The sequence below is a fragment of the Gorillibacterium timonense genome, assembly GCF_001457415.1.
Taxonomy (GTDB): domain Bacteria; phylum Bacillota; class Bacilli; order Paenibacillales; family NBRC-103111; genus Gorillibacterium; species Gorillibacterium timonense.
Genome location: NZ_LN881724.1, coordinates 1,367,754 through 1,388,117, shown reverse-complemented (window position 1 = coordinate 1,388,117; position 20,364 = coordinate 1,367,754). Strand labels below are relative to the sequence as shown.

At 54.4% G+C, this 20,364-nt stretch carries 19 protein-coding genes; 7 read left to right on the top strand and 12 right to left on the bottom strand.

Translation table 11 applies throughout. The annotated features are described in order from the left end of the window. Positions 1–34: 34 nt before the first annotated feature. Both nagZ and BN2684_RS18820 read left to right on the top strand, forming a co-directional pair. A complete protein-coding gene (gene nagZ / locus BN2684_RS18825) occupies positions 35–1,384 on the top strand; it encodes a beta-N-acetylhexosaminidase (protein WP_058303660.1) in 1,350 nt (449 codons plus the stop codon). A gap of 154 nt (positions 1,385–1,538) precedes the next feature. After that, complete coding sequence (locus tag BN2684_RS18820) at positions 1,539–2,441, top strand: ArsR/SmtB family transcription factor (RefSeq protein WP_058303659.1); 903 nt, start codon at positions 1,539–1,541, stop codon at positions 2,439–2,441. On the opposite strand, the gene BN2684_RS18815 is transcribed toward BN2684_RS18820, so the two are convergent. Next, on the bottom strand, positions 2,438–4,057 hold the full coding sequence (locus BN2684_RS18815) for a glycoside hydrolase family 9 protein (protein WP_058303658.1): 1,620 nt from the start codon (positions 4,055–4,057) through the stop codon (positions 2,438–2,440). The two genes, BN2684_RS18820 and BN2684_RS18815, sit on opposite strands and share 4 nt — an antisense overlap. Positions 4,058–4,357: 300 nt before the next feature. On the opposite strand from BN2684_RS18815, the gene BN2684_RS18810 reads away from it, so the two are divergent. Continuing rightward, positions 4,358–5,275 (top strand): glycoside hydrolase family 113, encoded by a 918-nt coding sequence (locus BN2684_RS18810; RefSeq protein ID WP_392389036.1) that lies wholly within the window; start codon positions 4,358–4,360, stop codon positions 5,273–5,275. Then, positions 5,272–6,480: an AGE family epimerase/isomerase gene (locus BN2684_RS18805; RefSeq protein WP_058303657.1), complete on the top strand. Its 1,209-nt coding sequence runs from the start codon at positions 5,272–5,274 to the stop codon at positions 6,478–6,480. The genes BN2684_RS18810 and BN2684_RS18805 overlap by 4 nt, the downstream gene beginning before the upstream one ends. 195 nt (positions 6,481–6,675) lie before the next feature. On the opposite strand, the gene BN2684_RS18800 is transcribed toward BN2684_RS18805, so the two are convergent. The 6 genes from BN2684_RS18800 to BN2684_RS18775 form a co-directional block, all read right to left on the bottom strand. Continuing rightward, positions 6,676–7,755 (bottom strand): LacI family DNA-binding transcriptional regulator, encoded by a 1,080-nt coding sequence (locus BN2684_RS18800; RefSeq protein WP_058303656.1) that lies wholly within the window; start codon positions 7,753–7,755, stop codon positions 6,676–6,678. A 63-nt stretch (positions 7,756–7,818) separates the two neighbouring features. Then, a complete protein-coding gene (locus tag BN2684_RS18795) occupies positions 7,819–9,060 on the bottom strand; it encodes an ABC transporter substrate-binding protein (protein ID WP_058303655.1) in 1,242 nt (413 codons plus the stop codon). Continuing rightward, on the bottom strand, positions 9,057–11,666 hold the full coding sequence (locus tag BN2684_RS18790) for an EAL domain-containing protein (protein ID WP_159065817.1): 2,610 nt from the start codon (positions 11,664–11,666) through the stop codon (positions 9,057–9,059). The genes BN2684_RS18795 and BN2684_RS18790 overlap by 4 nt, the downstream gene beginning before the upstream one ends. A 175-nt stretch (positions 11,667–11,841) precedes the next feature. Further along, on the bottom strand, positions 11,842–12,867 hold the full coding sequence (locus BN2684_RS18785) for a cytochrome d ubiquinol oxidase subunit II (protein ID WP_058303653.1): 1,026 nt from the start codon (positions 12,865–12,867) through the stop codon (positions 11,842–11,844). Then, entirely contained in the window at positions 12,864–14,207 is a 1,344-nt protein-coding gene (locus BN2684_RS18780) for a cytochrome ubiquinol oxidase subunit I (RefSeq protein WP_058303652.1), read from the bottom strand. The genes BN2684_RS18785 and BN2684_RS18780 overlap by 4 nt, the downstream gene beginning before the upstream one ends. 254 nt (positions 14,208–14,461) lie before the next feature. Further along, positions 14,462–15,079: a hypothetical protein gene (locus BN2684_RS18775; RefSeq protein ID WP_058303651.1), complete on the bottom strand. Its 618-nt coding sequence runs from the start codon at positions 15,077–15,079 to the stop codon at positions 14,462–14,464. Positions 15,080–15,303: 224 nt separating this feature from the next. On the opposite strand from BN2684_RS18775, the gene BN2684_RS18770 reads away from it, so the two are divergent. Together BN2684_RS18770 and BN2684_RS18765 are read left to right on the top strand one after the other, a co-directional pair. Then, on the top strand, positions 15,304–15,819 hold the full coding sequence (locus tag BN2684_RS18770; protein WP_058303650.1) for a hypothetical protein: 516 nt from the start codon (positions 15,304–15,306) through the stop codon (positions 15,817–15,819). 268 nt (positions 15,820–16,087) lie between these two features. Further along, the gene (locus BN2684_RS18765; RefSeq protein ID WP_058303649.1) at positions 16,088–16,507 is read left to right on the top strand and encodes a hypothetical protein; all 420 of its coding nucleotides are present in this window, start codon (positions 16,088–16,090) and stop codon (positions 16,505–16,507) included. A 130-nt stretch (positions 16,508–16,637) separates the two neighbouring features. On the opposite strand, the gene BN2684_RS18760 is transcribed toward BN2684_RS18765, so the two are convergent. The 4 genes from BN2684_RS18760 to ybaK all read right to left on the bottom strand — a co-directional run bounded on the left by BN2684_RS18760 (position 16,638) and on the right by ybaK (position 18,840). Next, on the bottom strand, positions 16,638–17,222 hold the full coding sequence (locus BN2684_RS18760; RefSeq protein ID WP_058303648.1) for a class I SAM-dependent methyltransferase: 585 nt from the start codon (positions 17,220–17,222) through the stop codon (positions 16,638–16,640). Between the two features lie 33 nt (positions 17,223–17,255). Then, on the bottom strand, positions 17,256–17,768 hold the full coding sequence (locus BN2684_RS18755; RefSeq protein ID WP_058303647.1) for a GNAT family N-acetyltransferase: 513 nt from the start codon (positions 17,766–17,768) through the stop codon (positions 17,256–17,258). Positions 17,769–17,883: 115 nt separating this feature from the next. Further along, positions 17,884–18,354 (bottom strand): 8-oxo-dGTP diphosphatase, encoded by a 471-nt coding sequence (locus BN2684_RS18750; protein WP_058303646.1) that lies wholly within the window; start codon positions 18,352–18,354, stop codon positions 17,884–17,886. A gap of 3 nt (positions 18,355–18,357) precedes the next feature. Beyond that, positions 18,358–18,840: a Cys-tRNA(Pro) deacylase gene (ybaK, locus tag BN2684_RS18745; RefSeq protein ID WP_058303645.1), complete on the bottom strand. Its 483-nt coding sequence runs from the start codon at positions 18,838–18,840 to the stop codon at positions 18,358–18,360. A 175-nt stretch (positions 18,841–19,015) separates the two neighbouring features. On the opposite strand from ybaK, the gene BN2684_RS18740 reads away from it, so the two are divergent. After that, complete coding sequence (locus BN2684_RS18740) at positions 19,016–19,912, top strand: DUF1848 domain-containing protein (protein ID WP_058303644.1); 897 nt, start codon at positions 19,016–19,018, stop codon at positions 19,910–19,912. Here BN2684_RS18740 and BN2684_RS18735 read toward each other — a convergent pair. Then, the gene (locus BN2684_RS18735) at positions 19,896–20,315 is read right to left on the bottom strand and encodes a hypothetical protein (RefSeq protein WP_058303643.1); all 420 of its coding nucleotides are present in this window, start codon (positions 20,313–20,315) and stop codon (positions 19,896–19,898) included. The two genes, BN2684_RS18740 and BN2684_RS18735, sit on opposite strands and share 17 nt — an antisense overlap. Between the last annotated feature and the right edge of the window lie 49 nt (positions 20,316–20,364).

Here is a 20,364-nt window from a genome sequence, read left to right as displayed (position 1 = left end):
TAATCGCATCCTATACCCGGAAAGAAGGATGATTATGAATTCCGTCCGCATCACGAAACGCAGCCTGGTCGTCGGAAGCCTGCTTCTGCTCCTGACCGCAGGTTCACTCTCAGGCTGCACGTCTCGCTCTCCCGAGGCTGCAAGCACGCCGCCGCTTTCGCCGAGTCAGCCTGCAGCTTCTGCTTCTAGTGCCGTTCCTTCCGAGAAGCCTTCCGTCCTTCCAGCCAGTTCCCCATCCGCCTTGAGCACGGCGACTCCTTCCGCAGTCGAGCCTGCTACTCCAAGCACTCCGGCTGACGAAATCGCCGAGCGAGTAAGCCGTCTGACGACAGAGGAGAAGATCGGTCAGCTTGTCATCATCGGAATGGACGGCACTTCCATGGACGAAACGACCCGCAGCATGATCGTGAAGCGCCATGTGGGAGGCATCATCTTCTTTAAGCCCAATCTTCACGATACGAAGCAGATGCTCGCCCTCTCCAATGAATTAAAGGCTGCGAACCGCGAGAATCCCATCCCGCTCTGGCTCAGTCTGGATCAAGAAGGCGGACGCGTGACCCGACTCCCGGAGGAATTCGTCAAATTCCCGACGAACCTGGCCATCGGCAAGGCTAACAGCGCGTCTTTCTCGCGTCAAATCGGCAATCTGATCGGAGAGCAGCTAAGCGGCTTCGGGTATAATCTCGACTTCGCTCCCGTGATGGACGTGAACAGCAATCCCGACAATCCCGTGATCGGCGATCGCTCCTTCGGAAGCTCCCCTGCGCTTGTCAGCAAGCTCGGAACAGCGACGATGAAAGGGATCGCCGAGAAGAAGGTCGTCCCCGTCATCAAGCATTTCCCCGGTCACGGCGATACCTCCGTCGATTCGCATATCGGGCTTCCAGTCGTGAATTACGGCCGGGATCGGCTCGACAAGGTAGAGCTCGTTCCGTTTAAAGCCGCTATCGAGCAAGGAGCGGATGCGGTCATGGTCGCGCATATTTTATTGCCGAAGCTGGATGGGAAATACCCGGCTTCCTTCTCCAAAGAAGTCATCGGCGGCCTCCTCCGGAAGGAGCTCGGCTTCCAAGGTGTCGTCTTCACGGACGACATGACAATGGGCGCTGTAGCGGAAAATTACGACCTGAGCACAGCCGCGGTCGATGCCATTCTTGCAGGCGGCGATATCGTGCTGGTGTGTCACGATGCAGCGAAGGAAAAGCTCGTTCTGGACGCTCTTGTCCAAGCGGTTAAAGACGGCCGAATTTCGCCCGAACGTCTGGATGAAAGCGTGGAGCGGATTCTCCGCCTCAAGCTGAAGTTCGGCTTGACCGACGATGCCGCCTCTGGTCCTGATGTTGCCGCGTTGAACAAGAAGGCACGCAGTTTGTTGAATCAGTAACTGCCGTAAGCTTCTTCACATAATCATGAAGAACATCGCAAATCCATTCATCCAAAGACCTTCCAAAACCGGGTTTCTCCCCGGAAGGATGGTCTTTTCTTTTCCAATGAAATGGATTAATCTAATTGTTAAACGACAGAAAAAGGTGATGACCATGTTTCGCGCAACGACCGATGCGGAATGGCTTCCACTCTATGAAGCGCTCGCCAGCGAAGTAAGGCTTCGCATCCTCAACATGCTTGCGGTTGCTCCGATGAATATCAAGGATTTGGCGGAGGCTCTCGGCTTAAGTAGCGCGATCGTCACCATGCACGTGAAGAAGCTGGAAAAGGGAAAGCTGATCCAAACGGAGCTCGTGCGGCGGAACGGCGGCACCCACAAAATGTGCTCGATCGCTGTCGACCGCGTGGAGATTCTTCTTCCCGATAGAAGCACGCCCGTTCGCCGTTATCACGAGGTATCCGTTCCCGTCGGTCATTATTCCAGCGTTGAGGTCCTTCCGACCTGCGGTCTTGCCCGGAAGGAGCGAATCATCGGCCAGTTTGACGATACCCGCTATTTCCTTGATCCCGAGCGGATGCATGCCGAGGTGCTCTGGTTCGGCTCCGGCTTCATCGAATATCGCATTCCGAATTATTTGCTAGCCAGCCAATCGCTTGAGGAGATCGAAATCTCGCTAGAGATCGGCTCGGAGGCTCCGGGGACGCGGGCGGATTGGCCCTCCGATATCCATTTCTATCTGAACGGAATCCTTCTCGGATTCTGGACGAGCCCCGGAGATCCCGGAGAGAGCAAGGGAAGGCTGAATCCGTCTTGGTGGACGGTTAATCAGCATGGCTGGCTTAAGGTTCTCCGGGTAACGGAGGACGGTACCTACGTGGACGGGCAGTGGTTGTCCGATGTTTCGCTCCAAGATTTTACCGGGACAAAAACCGATTGGACCTTGAAGATCGCGGTTCCCGATTCCGCCCGGCATGTCGGCGGCTTAACCCTATATGGGAAAGGCTTCGGCAATTATGAACAGGATATCTTCTTTCGGACGTATTACAAGGCTTAAGCGAATGAGACGAAGAACGACGTAACGAAGACGGCCGGAGAATTCCAATAGATCGTGATTTCGTTACAGGAATAGCACAGCTCATGATCCACAAAGCTGGCAGCCGGCGGTCTGCCGGTAAGATGCTCGCGCGCATAGTCATCATGCAGCCCCGGGTTTGCTCCGCCGGAAACCATGCCCGGCACCGCTTCTTCGATCCCGTCTCCCACGCCCGGGCGATAGTGCGGATGCCGGATCGGATTCTTGCCGAATCCGGTCACATACGATTGCCCGAGCACATTGCGGCCGAGCAAGTAATGAAGCTGCTCAAGCGCCGTCTGCCGATACAGCGCATCGGATGCCTCGATCGAAGCGATCAGCAGCAGCTGCGCATGATTCAGAATCGTCATGTTGCTGCCCCATTTGTATTCGTCCGGCTCAAGCGCTACCCCGTAGCCGTCCCGCTCCGCCGTCTCTTGGTAGCGGCGAGCTCTTTTCAACCATTCCTCGCGAAGCTTGCTGCGCAAATGCGCATCTGTCTTCAGTCGGTCCGTGAACAGATACGCGATGGTTCCGTACCCTCCTACCTCTACCCAACCGAGCTCGCACCGGTCAAAGCCTCCCCCCTCAACGGCCTGCTTCAACGCGTCATGATAGTCCTCTTTACCGGTCGTCCGGAATAGCTCAGCAGCCGCCCAGAACCGTTCATCGCGGTCGCATTTGTCGCCGTATTCCCCCGTTTTAATTTCCGGCGGATTGTGGAACGGCACTCCTTCGGGATGGCGAAGCATCCAGGACCAAGCCGACTCAGCCGCGTCCAGGCAACGAGAGGTGAAGTCGGCATCCCAAGGCTCGTAGATCCGTGCGGCGAGCGCCAGAATCGCAGCCAAATCTCCCGTTGCCGTTGACGAAACCGGCGACAGCACGAGCGGCAGCCGATCGTCCTCCGGCATGACATCAAGGCCGCAGAAATTGTAGGTGGTCACTTTGTGAAAGGCGCCGCCGTCCGAAGCCTGCATCTTCAGCAGGAACTCCAGCTCATAGCGGCATTCGTGCAGGACATCCGGCATTCCCTGCACGCTGCCCGTCTCTGGAAGCGGGAGCGGCCTCACGAATGCAGCCGGATTGAATTCGTAGGCGAGCAGCAGGTCGGCAACTGCGACCGCTGCCGCTACCGTATATTTGCCGTAATCCCCCGCGTCGTGCCAGCCTCCGTTCACTTCCCGGTATTCATCGGTACCATAGATCAAGGCTTGGCGCCGATGACATGCTCCGTGGGTCCAGGGACCGGCGAAGGGCTCGGTCAATTCCATCCCGCACCGCAAATAATAGAAAGCCCGAAGCAGCGCCTGATGAAGCTCGTGATAACAATCGTCTGCGATCGTCAGCTCCGCGTCTTCAAAGCGGGCTGTATGGATCAGATAAGTACCGGGTTCGCGCAAATCGCTGAAATCCCCCTTCGCTGCTTGTTCTCCACTCGCTTTATCCGTCAAGCCGGGAGAAGTGGTTCCTCTCCAAACCACGGTGCCGGTTTTGGCCTCCACGATCTCGAACCGTTCCTCCGAGCCTTGTACGTTAAAGCGCTTTCGTTCTGTCGGTAAATAACCGACTTGATTCCATTCCGGCCACTTCTTCATGTGTCTGTCCTCTCCCTGTTGGTTGAATGAAAGGGTAACATCCTTGTAAGAATAACCATATTGAATTGCAAAAAACAAGAGGAAATCGTCGAAAGAAGAACCGATGCTGTTATTCTTTCAAGGCTAACAAAAATAAGCAGAAAATGCGCTGTCTTTTCACTATTATCAGGCGCAATCCGTCGTTGTTATATTATTTGTATTCTGTTATGCTAACTTCAATGGCGGCTCAGAGAAGGAAGGGATACCATGAACGAAGCCATGCAGACCTACAAGGCCGGAATGACCTGGGGATAGACCGGCATCCGCGACACCTGGAATACCGAGCAAGCTATGCGCTCCATGGAGATCATGGCCGATAAGCTTGAGGTGAATTGGGTCACCGTCGCTTTTGCAGCACTGCAGGATCATCCTCAGTCGACACGCATCGATTATGAGAGCGCTCCCACCGTAACCGACGAAGAGATCCGGCTTGCCATCAAGAAGGCCAAGCAGCTCGGCCTTAAGGTTTGCCTGAAACCGGTCGTCAACGTGCGGAACGGAACTTGGCGTGCCCATATCCATTTTTTCGAGATGGATGTACCTTGCGAACCGAAATGGTCTGACTGGTTCCACTCGTACTCCCGCTATATTCTCCACCATGCCCGGCTGGCCGAGGAAACCGGCTGCGATCTGTTCTGCATCGGCTGTGAGATGGTCTCCACCGACCATCGGGAACAGGAATGGCGGCAGCTCATTGCGGAGGTTCGCAAGGTATATTCCGGACCGATCACCTACAATTGCGACAAATATCAGGAGAACCATGTCAAGTGGTGGGACGCCGTCGACTACATCTCCTCAAGCGGGTATTATCCCGTCGATGCCTGGGAGGAAAATCTCGACCGGATCGAACCGGTTGTCCGTTCCTTTGGCAAGCCGTTCTTCTTCATGGAAGCGGGCTGCATGAGCCAGGAAGGCTCCGACTATTTGCCCAACGATTGGGCGATGGATGGTGCCCCCTCCGAGGAAGCTCAGGATGCGTTTTACCGTGCGATGTTCACTTCCTGCGAGAAACGTCCTTGGGTGGAGGGCTTCATGCTCTGGGATTGGCCGGTTAAGCTTCCCTCTCTTGAAGTTGCTCCCCGAACAGGCGGCTACTCGGTGTACGGCAAGAAGGCGGAAGCGACGATCCGCTCCTATTATCATGACAAAACGAAGATGTTCAAGGAGGAAACCCGATGACGAATTTAAACGAAACCTTGCTTCCCCAAGTGGAAAAGGAACTGAAGGACAACATTCTGGCATTCTGGATGAACCATGCGCTGGATGAGGAGAACGGCGGCTTTCGCGGCGAAATCCGCAACGATCTGTCCGTCGTGGCTGATGCGCATAAAAGCCTCGTCTTGAATGCTCGCATTCTGTGGACGTTCTCTTCCGCTTACCGCCTGTTCCCGGATCCCGCTTACCGCCAAATGGCGGAACGGGCGCTTGGCTACTTGAAGGAACGTTTCCAGGATCCCGTTCACGGTGGCTTCTATTGGGGCGTCGATGCCAAGGGCAACCCCGCCGAAACGAAGAAGCAAGTGTACGGCCAATCCTTTGTGATCTATGCCCTCTCCGAATGGTACCGGGCTACAAAAGATCAAGCTGCGCTCGATGAGGCGGTCAAGCTGTTCGAACTTCTGGAAAAATACGCTTACGATCCCGTTAACAAAGGGTATGTCGAAGCGCTGAACCGCGATTGGTCTCCGACGGAAGAGCTCAGTCTGAGCGGCAAGGATCTGAATGAACCGAAATCGATGAACACCCACCTCCATGTGCTGGAAGGCTACACCAACCTGTACCGCGTCTGGCCTTCGGCTGCTCTGCAGAAAACGCTGAAAGAGCTCATCGAAGTGACGATCCAGTATATCGTTGATCCGAAGACGGCTCACTTCCTGCTGTTCTTCGATGAAGAATGGGCGATCAAGTCGCATCATATCTCCTACGGCCATGACATCGAAGGAAGCTGGCTGCTCGTGGAAGCCGCCGAGGTGCTTGGCAACGACGAACTGACCGAACGCGTCAAGGAAGTTGCGATCCGAATGGCAGAAGCTACTCTGCAAGAAGGAGTGGACAAAGACGGTGGAATTTGGAACGAAGCGTCGGCGGATGGAACGCTGTTGGACCCCAACAAGGATTGGTGGCCGCAGGCGGAAGCGATGGTCGGCTTCTACAATGCGTACCAGATGACCGAAGACACCCGCTTTGAAGATGCCGCCGTGCGTTCCTGGTCCTTCATCGATCAGTATATCGCGGACCGCACGAATGGAGAGTGGTATTGGGGTGTGACCGCGGATGGGAAGCCGGTCATCGACCAATCCAAGGTCAGCGCATGGAAATGCCCGTATCACAATGGCCGGGCCTGCATGGAAATGATTGAGCGCTTGGAGAAGAAGCATTCGTAACCCTCCAACCTTACCATAACGCAGTAACGAACCTGGCTTCCCTATCGACGTTTTCAGATAGGGAAGCCTTTTTTTCCATAGCTCGCTAACAAAAAGGCGCATCTCATCTCCCCTGTCACGGTGGTGATGGATGCGTCTATTCGATCGATATTCATTTGTCCTGGAATTGAGCAACCTATAAGAATAAGTCCGCCGTTAATTATCGTTATCGGGCATAGGGTTTCCCCACTCGCGAATCGAACCGCGATAGACGATTTCGCCTGCGAGCAGAATTTTCTCGTAGGGATCTTTCCCCGCGTGAATGCGATCCATCAGCTGTCGCACCGCTCTGCGACCCAACGCTTCCTTTGGTACGTGGACGGTCGTAAGCGGAGGAGAAGACCAGACGGAATCCTCAATATTGTCAAACCCGGTGACCGATACATCATCGGGAACGGATAACCCAAGCCTCGTCAGCGCTTCGATCGCACCCAAGGCGATGGAATCATTCGCACAGACGAGCGCGGTTGGCAAGCGACCTTCCTCCTTCTTGCTCGAAAGCCATGGAACCAGCTGATCCTCATAGTGATCGAGGCCATCCAGACTGAGATAGCCGTGAGCTTCGCCGCCAAGAGTCAGACCGGCCTCTTCCATCGCCGCCCGATATCCTGCAAATCGGTCCTGAAAGCTGCGCGAGAACCCGACATTGCCGATAAATTGCAGGTTCCGGTGACCGATCGCAAGGAGGTGACGGGTTAACCGATTCATGCTGTCGATGTTGTTGAGGAATAACGTGTCAGCTGGAATCAGCGAATCCTCATGATCGACGAGCACCATCGGCAGACCCAGCCGGTGAATCTCCAGGAGGATAGCAGAGGAGATGACCCCTACCCCAATCATTCCGAGAATGCCGTCCAAATTGAGGATATTGCGCAGGTTCTCTACTTTTTGCTCCGATAGTATGACCATCCCGCAGCCGTATTCGCTCAAATTGGCCGAAATGCCGTCAATGATCTTGCCCCAATAGGTCGAATCCATCGTCTGGTAGCGGACATTCGGCATTAGAACAAGAATGGAGTGCTTGGGAGTCGGCAGCTTCGGCGCTTTCTCTTCCCGCTTGCCGCGAAGGCGGTTTCCGTTGTGCTGAGTGAAATAGCCGAGCTGAGCGGCTGCTTCAAGAACCCGTTCCTTCGCCGCTGTGCTGACTCCACCCTTTCCCGACAATGCCTTTGACACAACGAACTTCGACACGCCCAAATGGTCGGCGATTTGCTGCATGGTAACTTTCTTTGTCATCGAACCACTCCAACCGTTATCGCTAAAAAAGCTATTGCTCTATTATAGCATGTTATGAAAGGCTTATCTTGACGACCTGGCGACTTCTTCAAATAAGATGCGATAATCAGCCCCAAGGCCGGGGATGGTCCTCGCATAAGCCGTTGCTACCGCTTGGGTCGGTGTCTTGCTGTCGTTGAACAGGTATTCTGTCAAGGTAGCCCGCCATAGCTTATCGGCTCTCTTATCGAGCGGGGTCGGCCATGAATTCGGGAACCGGGAATACCATTTTCGGGCTTGAGTCGCCTCTCCCTTCGCCTTTTCATCTTCGAGCCAGGCTTTTGCGAATGCCCATGCCTTCTCCGGATTGCTCCCTTCGCTCGGAATTGCGAACAGCAGCTCTTCGCTTGGTCCATACGCGTTGAAGGGAAGCCGGGTGAGTCGCCACTCCTCCGCTTTTTCTGGATCGGCCTCTCGCAAAGCGTCGAGCCTCCATTCCGCCCCGTACAGCATGGCGTATTTTCCGGCCTTTAACGTCTCATAGCCTGTCCTCGAATCCAAGTTGATCTGAGCGGCCATGCTGGCTCGGGCTGCCCGCTGAACGGCGTCAAGCTTCTTCACCAGTTCGCCGGTGCTCCTCACGAAGGAGCCGTCCTCGTTAAAGTAGCTCTGTCCTGCAACGGCAATGTCTATCCCGTCCGTTATCTGCTCTTGAATCCACAGCCCTTCGGACTTGAGCTTCATCCCGAGCTGGAGCCACTGCTTGGGGTCTTCCAGCAGCTTGCCCAGCTCATCGGGGTCTGCAGGATAACCAGCAGCGGAGATCAGATCCGCTCGGTAGAAGGTCACTTGCGCGTATAGGCTGAGCGGAAAGGCAACAAGTCGGTGCCCGTCCAGCGATTTGTAAGCATCGAGACGGAGTCCCGGGAACACGGTATTATACGAAAAAGCTCCATAGGCACTGCTGGCCAAATCCTCAAACACATCGTTCCCGCGAAGTTCTCCCAGCAGGGAGGCATCGAACAGGATCAGATCAGGCGGCTGCTTCTTGGATAGCGCATCCAAATAAGCGCCTGAATCGGTCTTGCTCGCGTTGATCCAGGTGATGGGAATGAACGATTCAAGCTTGCGGCATTCCGCCTGCCATGCCGGAGGCATATCGCTCGGAGCGAGGATGACCAGCTTCTGCTCCGAAGAAGGCGTATCGGAATGAACAGGAGCCTCTGCAGGAACCGGTATAGGGTTGGCAACCTGAAGGGTGCGGGAACAACCGGACATCATCATAAGCCCGAACAGCAGTGCGATCCGAACAACCCGACGGTTCATGCTTCTTCCTCCTTCCGGGAGCAGCAAAAGGGAATGACGTACTCCTCTTGAATCTGGTCAGCCGATATTGGATAGCTGAAATAATAGCCTTGCTGCTCCAGGCAGCCGAGAGCGACAAGCGTCTCCGATTCCCGCTCGGTTTCGACTCCTTCCGCAATCACGCTCCACTGCCGGGATTCAGCCAAGGAGACGATCGTTCGGACGATGGATAGATTGTCGCGGTCAACCGGTATTCCCCGGACGAACGATTGGTCGATTTTGAAGCCGTCCACAGGCAAAGTCTTCAGCATCCCGAGAGAGGAATAGCCGGTTCCAAAATCGTCGATCCAGATGCGTACCCCGAGCTTCTTAAGCTTATGAAGCTCCTCCATAACCTTACCGACATGATTCACGACGACGGCCTCGGTGATTTCAAGCTCGAGCAGCTCTGCGGGCAGCCCGGTCTCCTTCAAGACATGTTCAACCAGTTCGAAGACAGAGCCCTGCCGAAACTGGCTTGGCGATAGATTGACGGCAACGCGGAATGGCTTGGAGGACATTTGCGCCCAGACTTGATTTTGCCTACATGCCTCCCGGAGCGTCCACTCTCCGATCGCCTTGATGAGACCGCTGCTCTCGGCGACGGGGATGAATTTTGCCGGCTGAATGGCTCCGAGCTCCGGATGGTTCCAGCGAAGAAGCGCTTCCACCGCATTCACAACTCCGCTGTCTGCATCTACGATCGGTTGATAGAAGAGGGTCAGCTGATGATGAACCAGCGCCTTCCTCAACTCGAATTCGAGCTTCATCTGCTCGGACATCGTTTGGGAATGGCCGCTTGCATAATAACAATAGGCGTTTCCTCCACTTCCCTTAGCGTCGTACATGGCAGAATCGGCTTTCTTCAGCAGATCGTCCAGCTCCCACTCTTCTCGGATCTCGGTGCGGCTGATGCCGATGCTGGCCGAAACGTACAGTTCATTATCCCCGACTTGGAAGGAGCGGTTCAGCTCGCCTAGCAGCCGCTCTGCAATCTCCGCCGGCATCGATTCCTCCTCGTATTCCATGACGATGACGAACTCGTCTCCCCCAAGGCGGGCGATAAACGCTTCGTCACTCAGGAAGGAGGATAACCGTCCGCCTACCTGGCGCAGCAGCTCGTCTCCGATCCCGTGCCCCAAGGTATCATTGATCTGTTTAAACCGGTCCAGGTCGATGAACAGAACGGCGAGCTTCGTCGTTCGGACCTCATCCGATTTCAAGGTCATGCGCAAATGCTCGGTAAAATGACGGCGGTTGGGAAGCCCCGTCAATGTATCGTAATAGGCCATCTGCCATGAATCGTTCAGCATATCGGCCAGCTTGTCGGTTACAGAGCGAATATTCCCGATGAGCGAATGGACCTCTTCTATCCGGGAATGAGGCCAATCGATCTTCGTCCGCGACTTCAGCCTTCGTGGAATGTTCTCGGTGCTGGACGCGAGCTGGCGAATCGTCTTCAAGAAGAAATTCTGGATCAGATACGCGAACAAGGTCAGCATCAAAATGAGGATCAGCAAGTTTTTGAATTGAGCGGCGTAGATTCCAAAGACATCCGATCGGAACTTGGATAAGGGGATTTTGACATATAAGGTATTCGCCCCCATCTCCGATGAATAGATAAAGCCGTTTCGTTTCCAGTCATTCTCGCCCAGTCTCAGCACGGACAGCTCCGGCTTCCACTCGAAGATGATCGGTGACAGCCGACTCCAGCGTCCGGAATGCACCCATTCAGGGTCAACGTCTTTGGAGGGATAGGATAGCAAGCATTCTCCCTTTTGATCGATTACCGCCCACTCATAGTCAGCCGACAAAGAGGAGTTTTGGACCAGCTCCCGCATATGGCCATAGGTGAGTAGGCTCCGCAGCGGAATTCCCCGCTTTTCCTCCGCCGTCCAGGTGTTAAAGTTCTCCTCAATCATCCGGCTCGAACCGGCCGCTTCTCCGTTCACCTGATTCATGATATTGCTTTCGAGTGTGCGGCTGCTATTCAGCAAATAGAAAAAACTGGACGCGAAGATACAAGCGAAGGTAATCTGCTTCAGCAGCCTTGCGAGTCGAATCTTACCGGACGAGCTTCTGCGGACGCGGATGCGCCACCGCGAGATGGTGAGATAGGTGATGAGCAGCTCCGCGATCAGCGCATTCATGAGTCCGCCCAGCACCGGTACGAGAACGTACAAAGTCGATTCCATGGAAAAAATCTGGCCGCTCTTAAGGATCCCGAAGGTCAGAATAGGGCCGCCAAGCACGAGCCAAAAGAGGAGATCACCGAAAAAAAAGTCCTTTCGTCTGGACTTTCCGCAGAGGAGGATGACGAGAAGAATCTCCGTCCCATGCAAAAAAAGGCCGATCGACGGACCGAACAGGAAGAAGCCGGTAATATGGACGACAGCAACTTGCAGCAGTGACCAAGTGAGCCCGTATAACCGTCCCGTTATATAGAGAAACAGAGCAGCAAAGATAAATTCCGAGCCAAACAAAAGCCGGACCGGAAACGCATAGCCAAGCAAAGCAGCCGCTCCGAGAAGAACATAAAGCACCATCCCGCGAAGCTGCAGCGTCGTTCGAAAAGTAGACTGGTTCATGAGCATCCATCAGTTCCCGATCAAGAATAGGTCGAACGATAATCTATTCGACAAATGGGATGTTTTTCCTTCTTGGTACGCTATCAGCCCTAATCGTGTGGATATGAATCGGCGTCAATTGGTATGGGAAGTTGTGCGGAGATCACGGTTTTTAAGCGGACAGCGTACTGAATGCTCACTCCTTGGCCAGGTAAGTCGGATCGCGAAAGAACAACCGCCAAAACCAGACAAAGATGGGAACCAAAAGCAGCGTACTGACGCCATAGCCGATGAGCAGCTGCCGGAACATGATTTCGTTGGTGAACCCTTGCTCTATGGAAAGATAAGGATATACGATATAGGGCATATGGGCTGCGCCATAAGAGAAGACCGCCAATCCGTATTGAACGGCGATGAGGATGACGGCCGCTTTCGGCCGGCCCATTCTCCCCTGCCTTCCCTTCCACCAAAGCGCACTATACCCTATTGCAAAGGCAGCCAGCGACAAGCTGAAGAAAGGAGCCGTTCTGCGCATGTTCGGCACGATCCAGGAGGCTTCCGGCGCAAAAGTCAAAGCCGTGAGCATAGCCATGATCAGGGTGACCGGACCAAGCCAGAGCGACGCCTTCCGATAGAAGCGGTAAGCCCCCTCGCGCCCGCTCTCCTCTGCATAAGAAGCGAGAAAGAGCGCGGACAGAAACAGCTCCGTCGCGAGGCCGAAGGCGAGATGCGCGTACTCGGTACCGCTCAGCAGGAGACGACCGAAATGAAGCTGCGGATAGCCGCTGTCCATGGAGACGAAGCCGCCGAGGGATATCGGCAGGACACTGAGCAGGAGCGCAGGAATCAACAGCCCGGTCACTCCCGATACGACTCTTAAGATGGCGGCGTAGCGACCGGAGACCGAATAGGAGAACACCATAAAGGAGCTGCGGATCGTGAGCAGAATCAACACGAGACCTGCTGGCAGCAGCAGGATGGTTCCCAGCATATAAGCGGCGTGAGGGAAAAATCCGACCAACGCTACCACAAGCAGGACAAGAAAGACGTTCGTCACCTTCCAGGAGGGAGACAGGAAGCGATTGGCGACAAGCGATGCCTCGGAGTCGGGACGGCCGTAGACCATCGCCCAAAATCCTGAGCCGAAATCGATGGAGCCAAGAATGGAATAGGTGAACAGAATCACCCAAATGACGGTGATGGCGAGCTGTGACCCGTTCATGACTGAACCCCCGTTTCTGGGGCGGAGTTCCATTCCCGCGCGACCGGATGGGTTCGAAAGTAGAAGTACATCACAAATCCGGTCGCAACAAACAGGAAGAGATAGAGCCCGGCGAACAAGAGAAACAAGGTTCCGATATTCCCGGTTTTCGTCGCGGCTTCCGTCGTCCTTTGAATATGGTAGATCGTCCAAGGCTGGCGCCCGGAGCAGCTGAAGATCCAACCAAACTCCGTGCCCAGCATCGCAAGCGGTCCCGATACCGCGCATACATAGAGGAGCCAGCGCGGCAGTTCCTTCCGGCGGAAGCGTCTGAACGCCCATACCGCAAGGGGGACGAGGATGAGGAAGAACCCGATCCCCACCATTCCGTTAAAGAGGGTATGGGTATAGAGCGGCGGCCAGTCCTCACGGGGAACCTGATCAAGCCCTTTGACGACGCCGTCGAAGCGGTTGGTGGCAAGGAAGCTGAGTCCACCGGGAATCTCAATCGCATACTTGAGCGTCCGCGTGTCGGGATCTGCGATGCCCAGTAGGGAGAGCGGAGCGTGAGTCCGGGTTTCGAAGAGGGCTTCCGCCGCCGCCAGCTTCTCCGGGTTATGGCGGGCGAGAGCTTGTGCGACGGCATGTCCGTTCACTGCTGTAAGGATGGCAAAAACCCCTCCGACCGTCAGCGCGAGCCGCAGCCCTTTGCCGTGGTAGGCCCTCTCCCGCTCCGTCCGGTTCGGCTTCAGGAGCATCCAGGCCCCAGCGGATACGGCGGCGAACGACCCGGTCAGGAACGCTGATATTCCGACATGCGAAGCCGAGAAGGGAAACGCCGGGTTGAAGAACGCGGCCCACGGATCGACATCCGTCACCTGCCCATTCACCATGCGGAAGCCGGTCGGCGTGTTCATCCAAGCCTGCGCGTCGGTGATCAATACAGCCGACATGAGCGCCCCGAAGGCGACGAGCGCCAAGCTTGTGATTCGGAGAGCCGGACTTAACCGAGCGGCGGCATAGACATAGATGGTCATGAAGAGGGCTTCCAGGAAGAACGCCCAAATCTCGATTTGAAAAGGCAGGGCGATGACTTGGCCGACAATCTGCATAAAGCCCGGAAACAAAAGCGAAATCAACACCCCTACGATGGTGCCGGAAGGGATGCCGACCCCGAGCAGAATTCCGAAGGCTTTGGTCCAGCGCCTCGCCATGAGCTCATAATCCGCATCCTTCGTTTTCTGGAACATGAGCTCAGCGAGCAGAATCATCAGCGGCAACCCGACGCCGAGAGTCGCAAAAATGATATGGAAGGCCATGGAAGTCCCGAACAACGCCCGGGACAGAGTCACCGAATCCATTCGTGAAACACCCTCTCCAAGCAATTTTTGATTGCTGCAGAAGTAGTATGGTCGTTGGGTGCTATTCTGATTCCACGTTCTTCCAAGCCGGGTGGTGACGCCGCCTTTGATTGCATCGATAACAAAGGAAAGGGACCCTCTCCACCACCGTTCGAATCGGCAGCAGGAAGGATCCCGTTTGGTTGTGTGTTGTTTTTAGTGACGCTAAACCATATCCACACGATAAGGATTGGAAGCGTGCTGTGTGGATCGGATCAATGGGCTTCTACCGCTTCTTGCTCCGAGAGAACTCGGTAGAGGGCCTCGATAACAGGCTCCGCAGGATCGCGGTTCAACAGGTACAGGGTGAACAGAAAATGAATCGGAAGCCCTGCCGTATTGGAGCCATCCTTGTATTCCGGGAAGCCCGCTTCCAGGATGGGGCCGTATTCCGGGTGCATCACGACTTCCAGATGGACGGACCGATCGGTAAATTCCTCCCGGATTCCGTTAGCGCAAGCAGGCAGCACCTTTTGCTCTACAAAGGCTTTGCTCTCTTCCTCAGAGCTCGGCTGGCTCGGCAGCGGACGGCTTGTCCCTTCCCGAACCATATCCACAAAGAAGGAGGAGATCCAGACTTCTGGATGAGGATTATTTTGCATCGTGCGCGCCACTTCTCCAACGAGAAAACCGCAAGAGTAGGCTTGCTGATTCAGTTTAAGCGTAAAGATGAACAGCGGCCCGAAAAGCGGATGCTCGCCGACCTGTCCTTCCACATCCGATCCGTCAAAGCTTTGAAGAAGCATGTTTCTGCAATGCGTGAACAAGGCTCCGATGGCCTCCGCCTTTTCCTGCTCGGTGGCCTGTGCCGTTTCGTTTTCCTTTTGCGACATGAATGAATTCCTCCTCGTCCCTATTCTACCACGAATCCGGTTTCAAGAAGAACCTTAATTCCTGAGCGTTCCGCGGATCATTTTTTCTAAAAAAATCGAAAATCGATGAAACATTTTGTCTTCCCGATCCGTTTTATACATAGAATAACGGTTAGAGCGGCTTCCGCCGGGGTAAGAAGAAGCAAGACCCGAATGATGGAGCGGGCTCAAAGGGGAGAAGCAAGATGAAGATTCACGGACAGGCCAAGCGTATTCTGTACGGAAGTCTGACAGCGGTTTTGTTATTATCGATGGTATCCACGGCGAATGCTGTGGGCAAACGATCGTCAGTCGGTGCGACTCCTGAGACCACCGTAACCGTCCTCATCTCCTCCCTGGAGAACAAGAACGGCCAATTGATCTTGACGGCCGATCCGATTGAATGGTATCAAGGAGCAGAAGCCGACAAAGTGTTTGCGGAACGGGATCCTGAAGGGGCTGCCGAAATCGGCCGTGTACCGGACGGTTACTATATCGTCAATGACGAGAAGACATTGGAAACCTTCGACGTGAGCGCCCAAGCGCAAGTGCTGATGCAGCTCTATGATCCCTATACCATCAAGTGGAACGAAGAGATCACCTTGAATCAATTTATCGAGGCCTTGGATGGCAAAGGAACTCCCGACCAAAAGGCGTTTCCTTACCACCTCACCTTAAAAGACGGAAAAGTCGTGAAGATCGTACAGCAATACACCCCTTGAATAAAGTTTGCTCTCAAAAAAAATACACCCTCTACCTGCAAGGGGGTGCATCCAAAGGAAATGTATTTCCTTTTGGGTGCACCTCTTTTTTGATGGTCTGAGCGATGGATGTTGCGAGCGGATTTCTGCAAGGATTGGGTTGGTCACGAGCAAATGTATATTATGCCCTATTAAAACTAATATTTTACAGTTACCGATAAATCTATTATACTAAATAATAGAAACGCTTGTTATACATCCCATATCCCATGAGAAGGAGGAAAAGAAGATGCGTTCTATGAAAGCGCTTTTTTGTGCCATTCTCGCTTTTGGGCTTTTCTTCGTCGCTGCCCGTCCCGCTCATGCTCTATCCGTCGTCCATGCCTACAATTCCCCCATCGAGTTGACCATCCAGCCGAATGAGGTGCGCCCCGTGCTGTTTGTACCACCGGGCGGGCATCCACTTGCCGTCACCGTCACGATCTCGCAGATCGGGACAGTCAGCACCGGCCTTGGCGGGTATGCGGCTCTTCTTCGAGATGGCAAAGAGCTCGCGCAGATGAAGACGGTTACCGGAGTGGCATCCCAATCGATCAATTACGCTTATTGGTATGTCGATCCCGCATTGACCGACCTGCTCATTCTCCGCAATGACGGTACGACTCCGATCAAGGTGCGCGTCACCTTCACCGGTCACTTCTCTTCTTAATGCGTTTGGTAGAAACCAACAGGGCACACAGAAAGCCGTAAGCTCGGCTTTTCGCGCGCCCTGTTATTCGTTAAGAGTCAATCGGATCCGATTATCGCAGGCATCGATAAAGTGGTTTACGGTTTCAGGTTTACGGTTTACGGAACGTCAGCGAATAGTAAGTATCCGCCCACTCCTCCCTGCTCACGTTCTCCGCACCAGCCGCAAGCAAGAGCCGAAGCATCTCCTCTTCATAGATGCGATGCCCCGCTCTTCCGTCCGGTCGAGGCTTCGCCCATTCGATGATCAGCCCGCTTCCTCCGGGCTTGATTACCCGAAGAAGCTCGTTCACTCCCTCGCTCGGATCATCCAAAATATGAAAGATTAATGAGGCCATGCCCTTGTCGACCGATGAATCCGGGAGTGGAATCTGTTCCACTCGCCCTTCTATAACCTTTACGTTTGCAGCACCGTATTCGATAGAACGGTATTCCAGAACCTTGCGTATATTCGGATCGGCATCCATCGCGTACACGGTCCCGGTCGTCCGTCTAGCTGCCGGGAAGGTCAAGTATCCGCCGCCCGCTCCCACATCGAGAACGGAATCGGCGCCTACCGGTTCCAACCGATCAAGCAGCCGCTCCGGCGGAAGCTGTGCCAACCGCTCGGCCGATTCCAATGGGCGGAGCCGTTCCAGGGTCGCCGGATCTCCTTCGAAATCCTTGCCGTCATTCATGATGCCAAGCCTCCTCTGCTTCATCGAGACGGATTAGTTGAGCTCCTTGTAGTAAAAGATCGTATCGTGCAGCATCCCGTTAGCCGATCTTGCATAGTGAGGAATCCGTCCCGCCTCCAAGTATCCAAGAGAACGGTACAAGGCATTTGACGGGTCTCCCGCACGCGTATCGAGCACCAAAAGCGACCTCTCCTCTTCGAGCGCGGCCTTTTCTATAGTCTGCATAAGCTTGCGGCCCGTGCCTTCTCCCCGCCCGATCGGATGGACCATCAGTTTCGCGACCTCCGCCCGATGACGGCCGTTTTCTTTCAAAGCCAGGTGCAGCTGAACGGTGCCAATGACCCGATTGTTCTTCTTAGCGATCCATAGTCGAACGCCTTTCTGGAGCACTCCCTTCCAATACGCAGCAGCTTCCTCCCGAGCAAGAGGAGGGAGAAAACCAATTGAGGCTCCATCTCCGACGACATCGATCAATAGCTCGCTTAAGCTTTTTTCAAGTATCGTATCCAGCTTCTTCACTTCGAGGATTTCGACTTCATGAGTCATGATGACATCTCCTTCGGCTGCATGGTTGTTGTTCCGGGCTTATCATTCCAATCTATGATATTTTCGAGCCATCCCGCTTCGACCAGCCGAAACGAGGGTTCTGCATTCTCGCTGCTTATAGCTGGCGCACCTTCTCGTAGACTCCTTCCGGGTTTAAGCGATTCATATGAGTTTCGAACGTCCCCTCCGCAAAAAACAGCGGCACCCTCCGGCGGAAATTGTCCTGCATGTTCACCTGTCCAAGAGTCGCGAGCGGCACCCATTCCGGTACTCCTTCCCGACTTTCGGTCACGAGTTCCCCCTCATAATCGCGGCTCAAATAATTAAAGATCATGTACCGTTCCCCGCCTGGATTTATGTATTCCGATAGCCCCTTGAAGACGAGATTTCGAACCGTCAGTCCGGTCTCCTCCTTCACCTCGCGGATGGCGCCTTCAAGCGGGCTTTCCGGATAATCTACACGACCGCCTGGAGCAATGTATCCCTTAAAGGAATCGTGCTGCCGGTTCAGCAGCAGAACCCGCTCCCCGTCCGCAATCATGCATACGGTATACAGCTTGATGATCTCCTCCGGCTTCTCCCCCATCCTTCAGCCTTCCTCTCGCGTCAAGTCCACAAATTTCGCTGATACCTGCTCCGCCAGCACCTGCGGAGCAAGCTCAAGCTGGAATCCAATCTTCCCTGCGCTGACGGCGATCTTCTCCTGCTCGTCCGCGCTGCTATCGAGATAGGTGGGATAAAGCTTCTTCATCCCGACCGGAGAGCAGCCGCCTCGAATATAGCCCGTCCACTTTTGCAGGTCCTTTACAGGCAGCATTTCGATATTCTTGACACCGGCGGCTTTGGCTGCCTTCTTCAAATCCAGCTCCAGCGCAACCGGAATGACAAACACAAACAAGCTGTTCCCGTGATGAGCAACTAATGTCTTGAACACTTGCTCTGGAGGAAGTCCAATCTTCTGCGCAACAGCGGTTCCATGGATTTGGCCATCCTCGGGGTCGTACGAATGCAGCTGATAAGCCACCTCTGCTTTATCCAGCATGCGCATGGCATTGGTTTTACCTGCACTCACCCCTATCACTTCCTTCCGTTTTCTTTCCTTGCATTATACCCTCCCGGCAAGAAGATGTTAATATGGAAGGAACGGGAAAGCCACTCGAGGACGGCCGTTTGTTGATTCCGATATATTTCTGAAGAAACAAGTGACAACTCATCTCAAAAAAGCTATGAAGCGAGGAGAAGCGCACATGATCATCAGCGTCAGCCGGAGAACCGACATCCCCGCCCTATACGGGGATTGGTTGCTGAATAGGATACGTGAGGGATACGCACTGGTGCGGAATCCGATGAACCGCCATCAGGTCGGCCGCGTTCGACTCACTCCTGAGGCCGTTGATGCCTTCGTCTTCTGGACCAAAAATCCCCGTCCGTTCCTGCATGCGGTGCCTCAATTGGAAGCCTACCCCTCTTATTACCAAGTCACCTTGACTCCATATGGCCCCGAAGTGGAACAGAATCTTCCCGATAAGGAGATGCTCACGGACACCTTCATTCAATTGTCCAAGCTGGTCGGGGCCCATCGAGTCGTCTGGCGGTACGATCCGATTCTCTTTACAGACCAATATACCGCGGAGTTCCATGTCCAAGCCTTCACCAAGCTGATCCAGCAGCTTCATCCGTACACCGAGAAGGTCGTGATCAGTTTCCTGGACGAATATGCGAAAACCAAGCGAAACACGAAGGACCTCGGCATCCTTTCTCCGAACTTGGAGGAACGGAGGGAACTTGCTTCCCGGCTCGCGGAAATCTCCCGGAGACATGGCTTACGGATCGAAGCCTGCACGGAGCCCGAAGACTACAACAACTGCGGCGTAGCTCCAGGAAGCTGCATCGATCCTCAGATGCTGTTCCGCATCTTGGGCCGTGAGATTTCGGCCCACTCGGATAAAAATCAACGGACGGGCTGTCACTGCCTCCCGTCCATTGATCTCGGCGCGTACAACACCTGTACGCACCAATGCCTGTACTGTTATGCCAATGCAAGCCTTGGAGTCGCACTCGCGAACCGCGCCGCTCATGATCCGACTTCCCCCTTTCTCCTCGGTATTCATGAGGAAGGAGATCGGATCACCGATCGCAAGTAGTATCCCGTTTCGCATCTGTTCCTTCCATCAGATCCGACTGCTGGTTCGCGTAGTCTTCCAGCTCTCTTTCGATCTCTTGATTGATCCGACGGAGCCTTTCCGTTTCAGGGTCTGCAAGCGGAAAATCATCCCCACAATCTTCGGGATGCTCCTCCTCCTCAGCCTCCTGCCAAACCCCTGCCTTCTCCGCCGCATCTACATCCTCCAGCGGATAGTCGGACTCGGGATCGGTAATCCCCAGCTTGCGTTTGATCACCTTCAAATCCTCACGGGTTTGTCCCGCTCTTACGAAGAAACCTACCAGTAAGCCGAACGCGAGGCAAGCGAGCACAATCACTCCAAAATTGCCGAGGAAGAGGATCAGACAAAAGGCAAAAACAACCGCAATCACAACTTCAAGCATCGCCAATTCTCCTATTCGAGTGTTTTCACTTGGCAAACGACCCTTCATC

Coding starts and splice junctions, on each gene's coding strand:
- BN2684_RS18740 (WP_058303644.1), top strand. CDS start 19,016: ATGATCATCAGCGTCAGCCGGAGAACCGACATCCCCGCCCTATACGGG.
- BN2684_RS18800 (WP_058303656.1), bottom strand. CDS start 7,755: ATGACAAAGAAAGTTACCATGCAGCAAATCGCCGACCATTTGGGCGTG.
- BN2684_RS18795 (WP_058303655.1), bottom strand. CDS start 9,060: ATGAACCGTCGGGTTGTTCGGATCGCACTGCTGTTCGGGCTTATGATG.
- BN2684_RS18820 (WP_058303659.1), top strand. CDS start 1,539: ATGTTTCGCGCAACGACCGATGCGGAATGGCTTCCACTCTATGAAGCG.
- BN2684_RS18775 (WP_058303651.1), bottom strand. CDS start 15,079: ATGTCGCAAAAGGAAAACGAAACGGCACAGGCCACCGAGCAGGAAAAG.
- BN2684_RS18750 (WP_058303646.1), bottom strand. CDS start 18,354: ATGGGGGAGAAGCCGGAGGAGATCATCAAGCTGTATACCGTATGCATG.
- BN2684_RS18755 (WP_058303647.1), bottom strand. CDS start 17,768: ATGACTCATGAAGTCGAAATCCTCGAAGTGAAGAAGCTGGATACGATA.
- BN2684_RS18770 (WP_058303650.1), top strand. CDS start 15,304: ATGAAGATTCACGGACAGGCCAAGCGTATTCTGTACGGAAGTCTGACA.
- BN2684_RS18805 (WP_058303657.1), top strand. CDS start 5,272: ATGACGAATTTAAACGAAACCTTGCTTCCCCAAGTGGAAAAGGAACTG.
- BN2684_RS18780 (WP_058303652.1), bottom strand. CDS start 14,207: ATGGATTCGGTGACTCTGTCCCGGGCGTTGTTCGGGACTTCCATGGCC.
- BN2684_RS18735 (WP_058303643.1), bottom strand. CDS start 20,315: ATGCTTGAAGTTGTGATTGCGGTTGTTTTTGCCTTTTGTCTGATCCTC.
- BN2684_RS18760 (WP_058303648.1), bottom strand. CDS start 17,222: ATGAATGACGGCAAGGATTTCGAAGGAGATCCGGCGACCCTGGAACGG.
- BN2684_RS18785 (WP_058303653.1), bottom strand. CDS start 12,867: ATGAACGGGTCACAGCTCGCCATCACCGTCATTTGGGTGATTCTGTTC.
- BN2684_RS18765 (WP_058303649.1), top strand. CDS start 16,088: ATGCGTTCTATGAAAGCGCTTTTTTGTGCCATTCTCGCTTTTGGGCTT.
- BN2684_RS18790 (WP_159065817.1), bottom strand. CDS start 11,666: ATGAACCAGTCTACTTTTCGAACGACGCTGCAGCTTCGCGGGATGGTG.
- BN2684_RS18815 (WP_058303658.1), bottom strand. CDS start 4,057: ATGAAGAAGTGGCCGGAATGGAATCAAGTCGGTTATTTACCGACAGAA.
- nagZ (WP_058303660.1), top strand. CDS start 35: ATGAATTCCGTCCGCATCACGAAACGCAGCCTGGTCGTCGGAAGCCTG.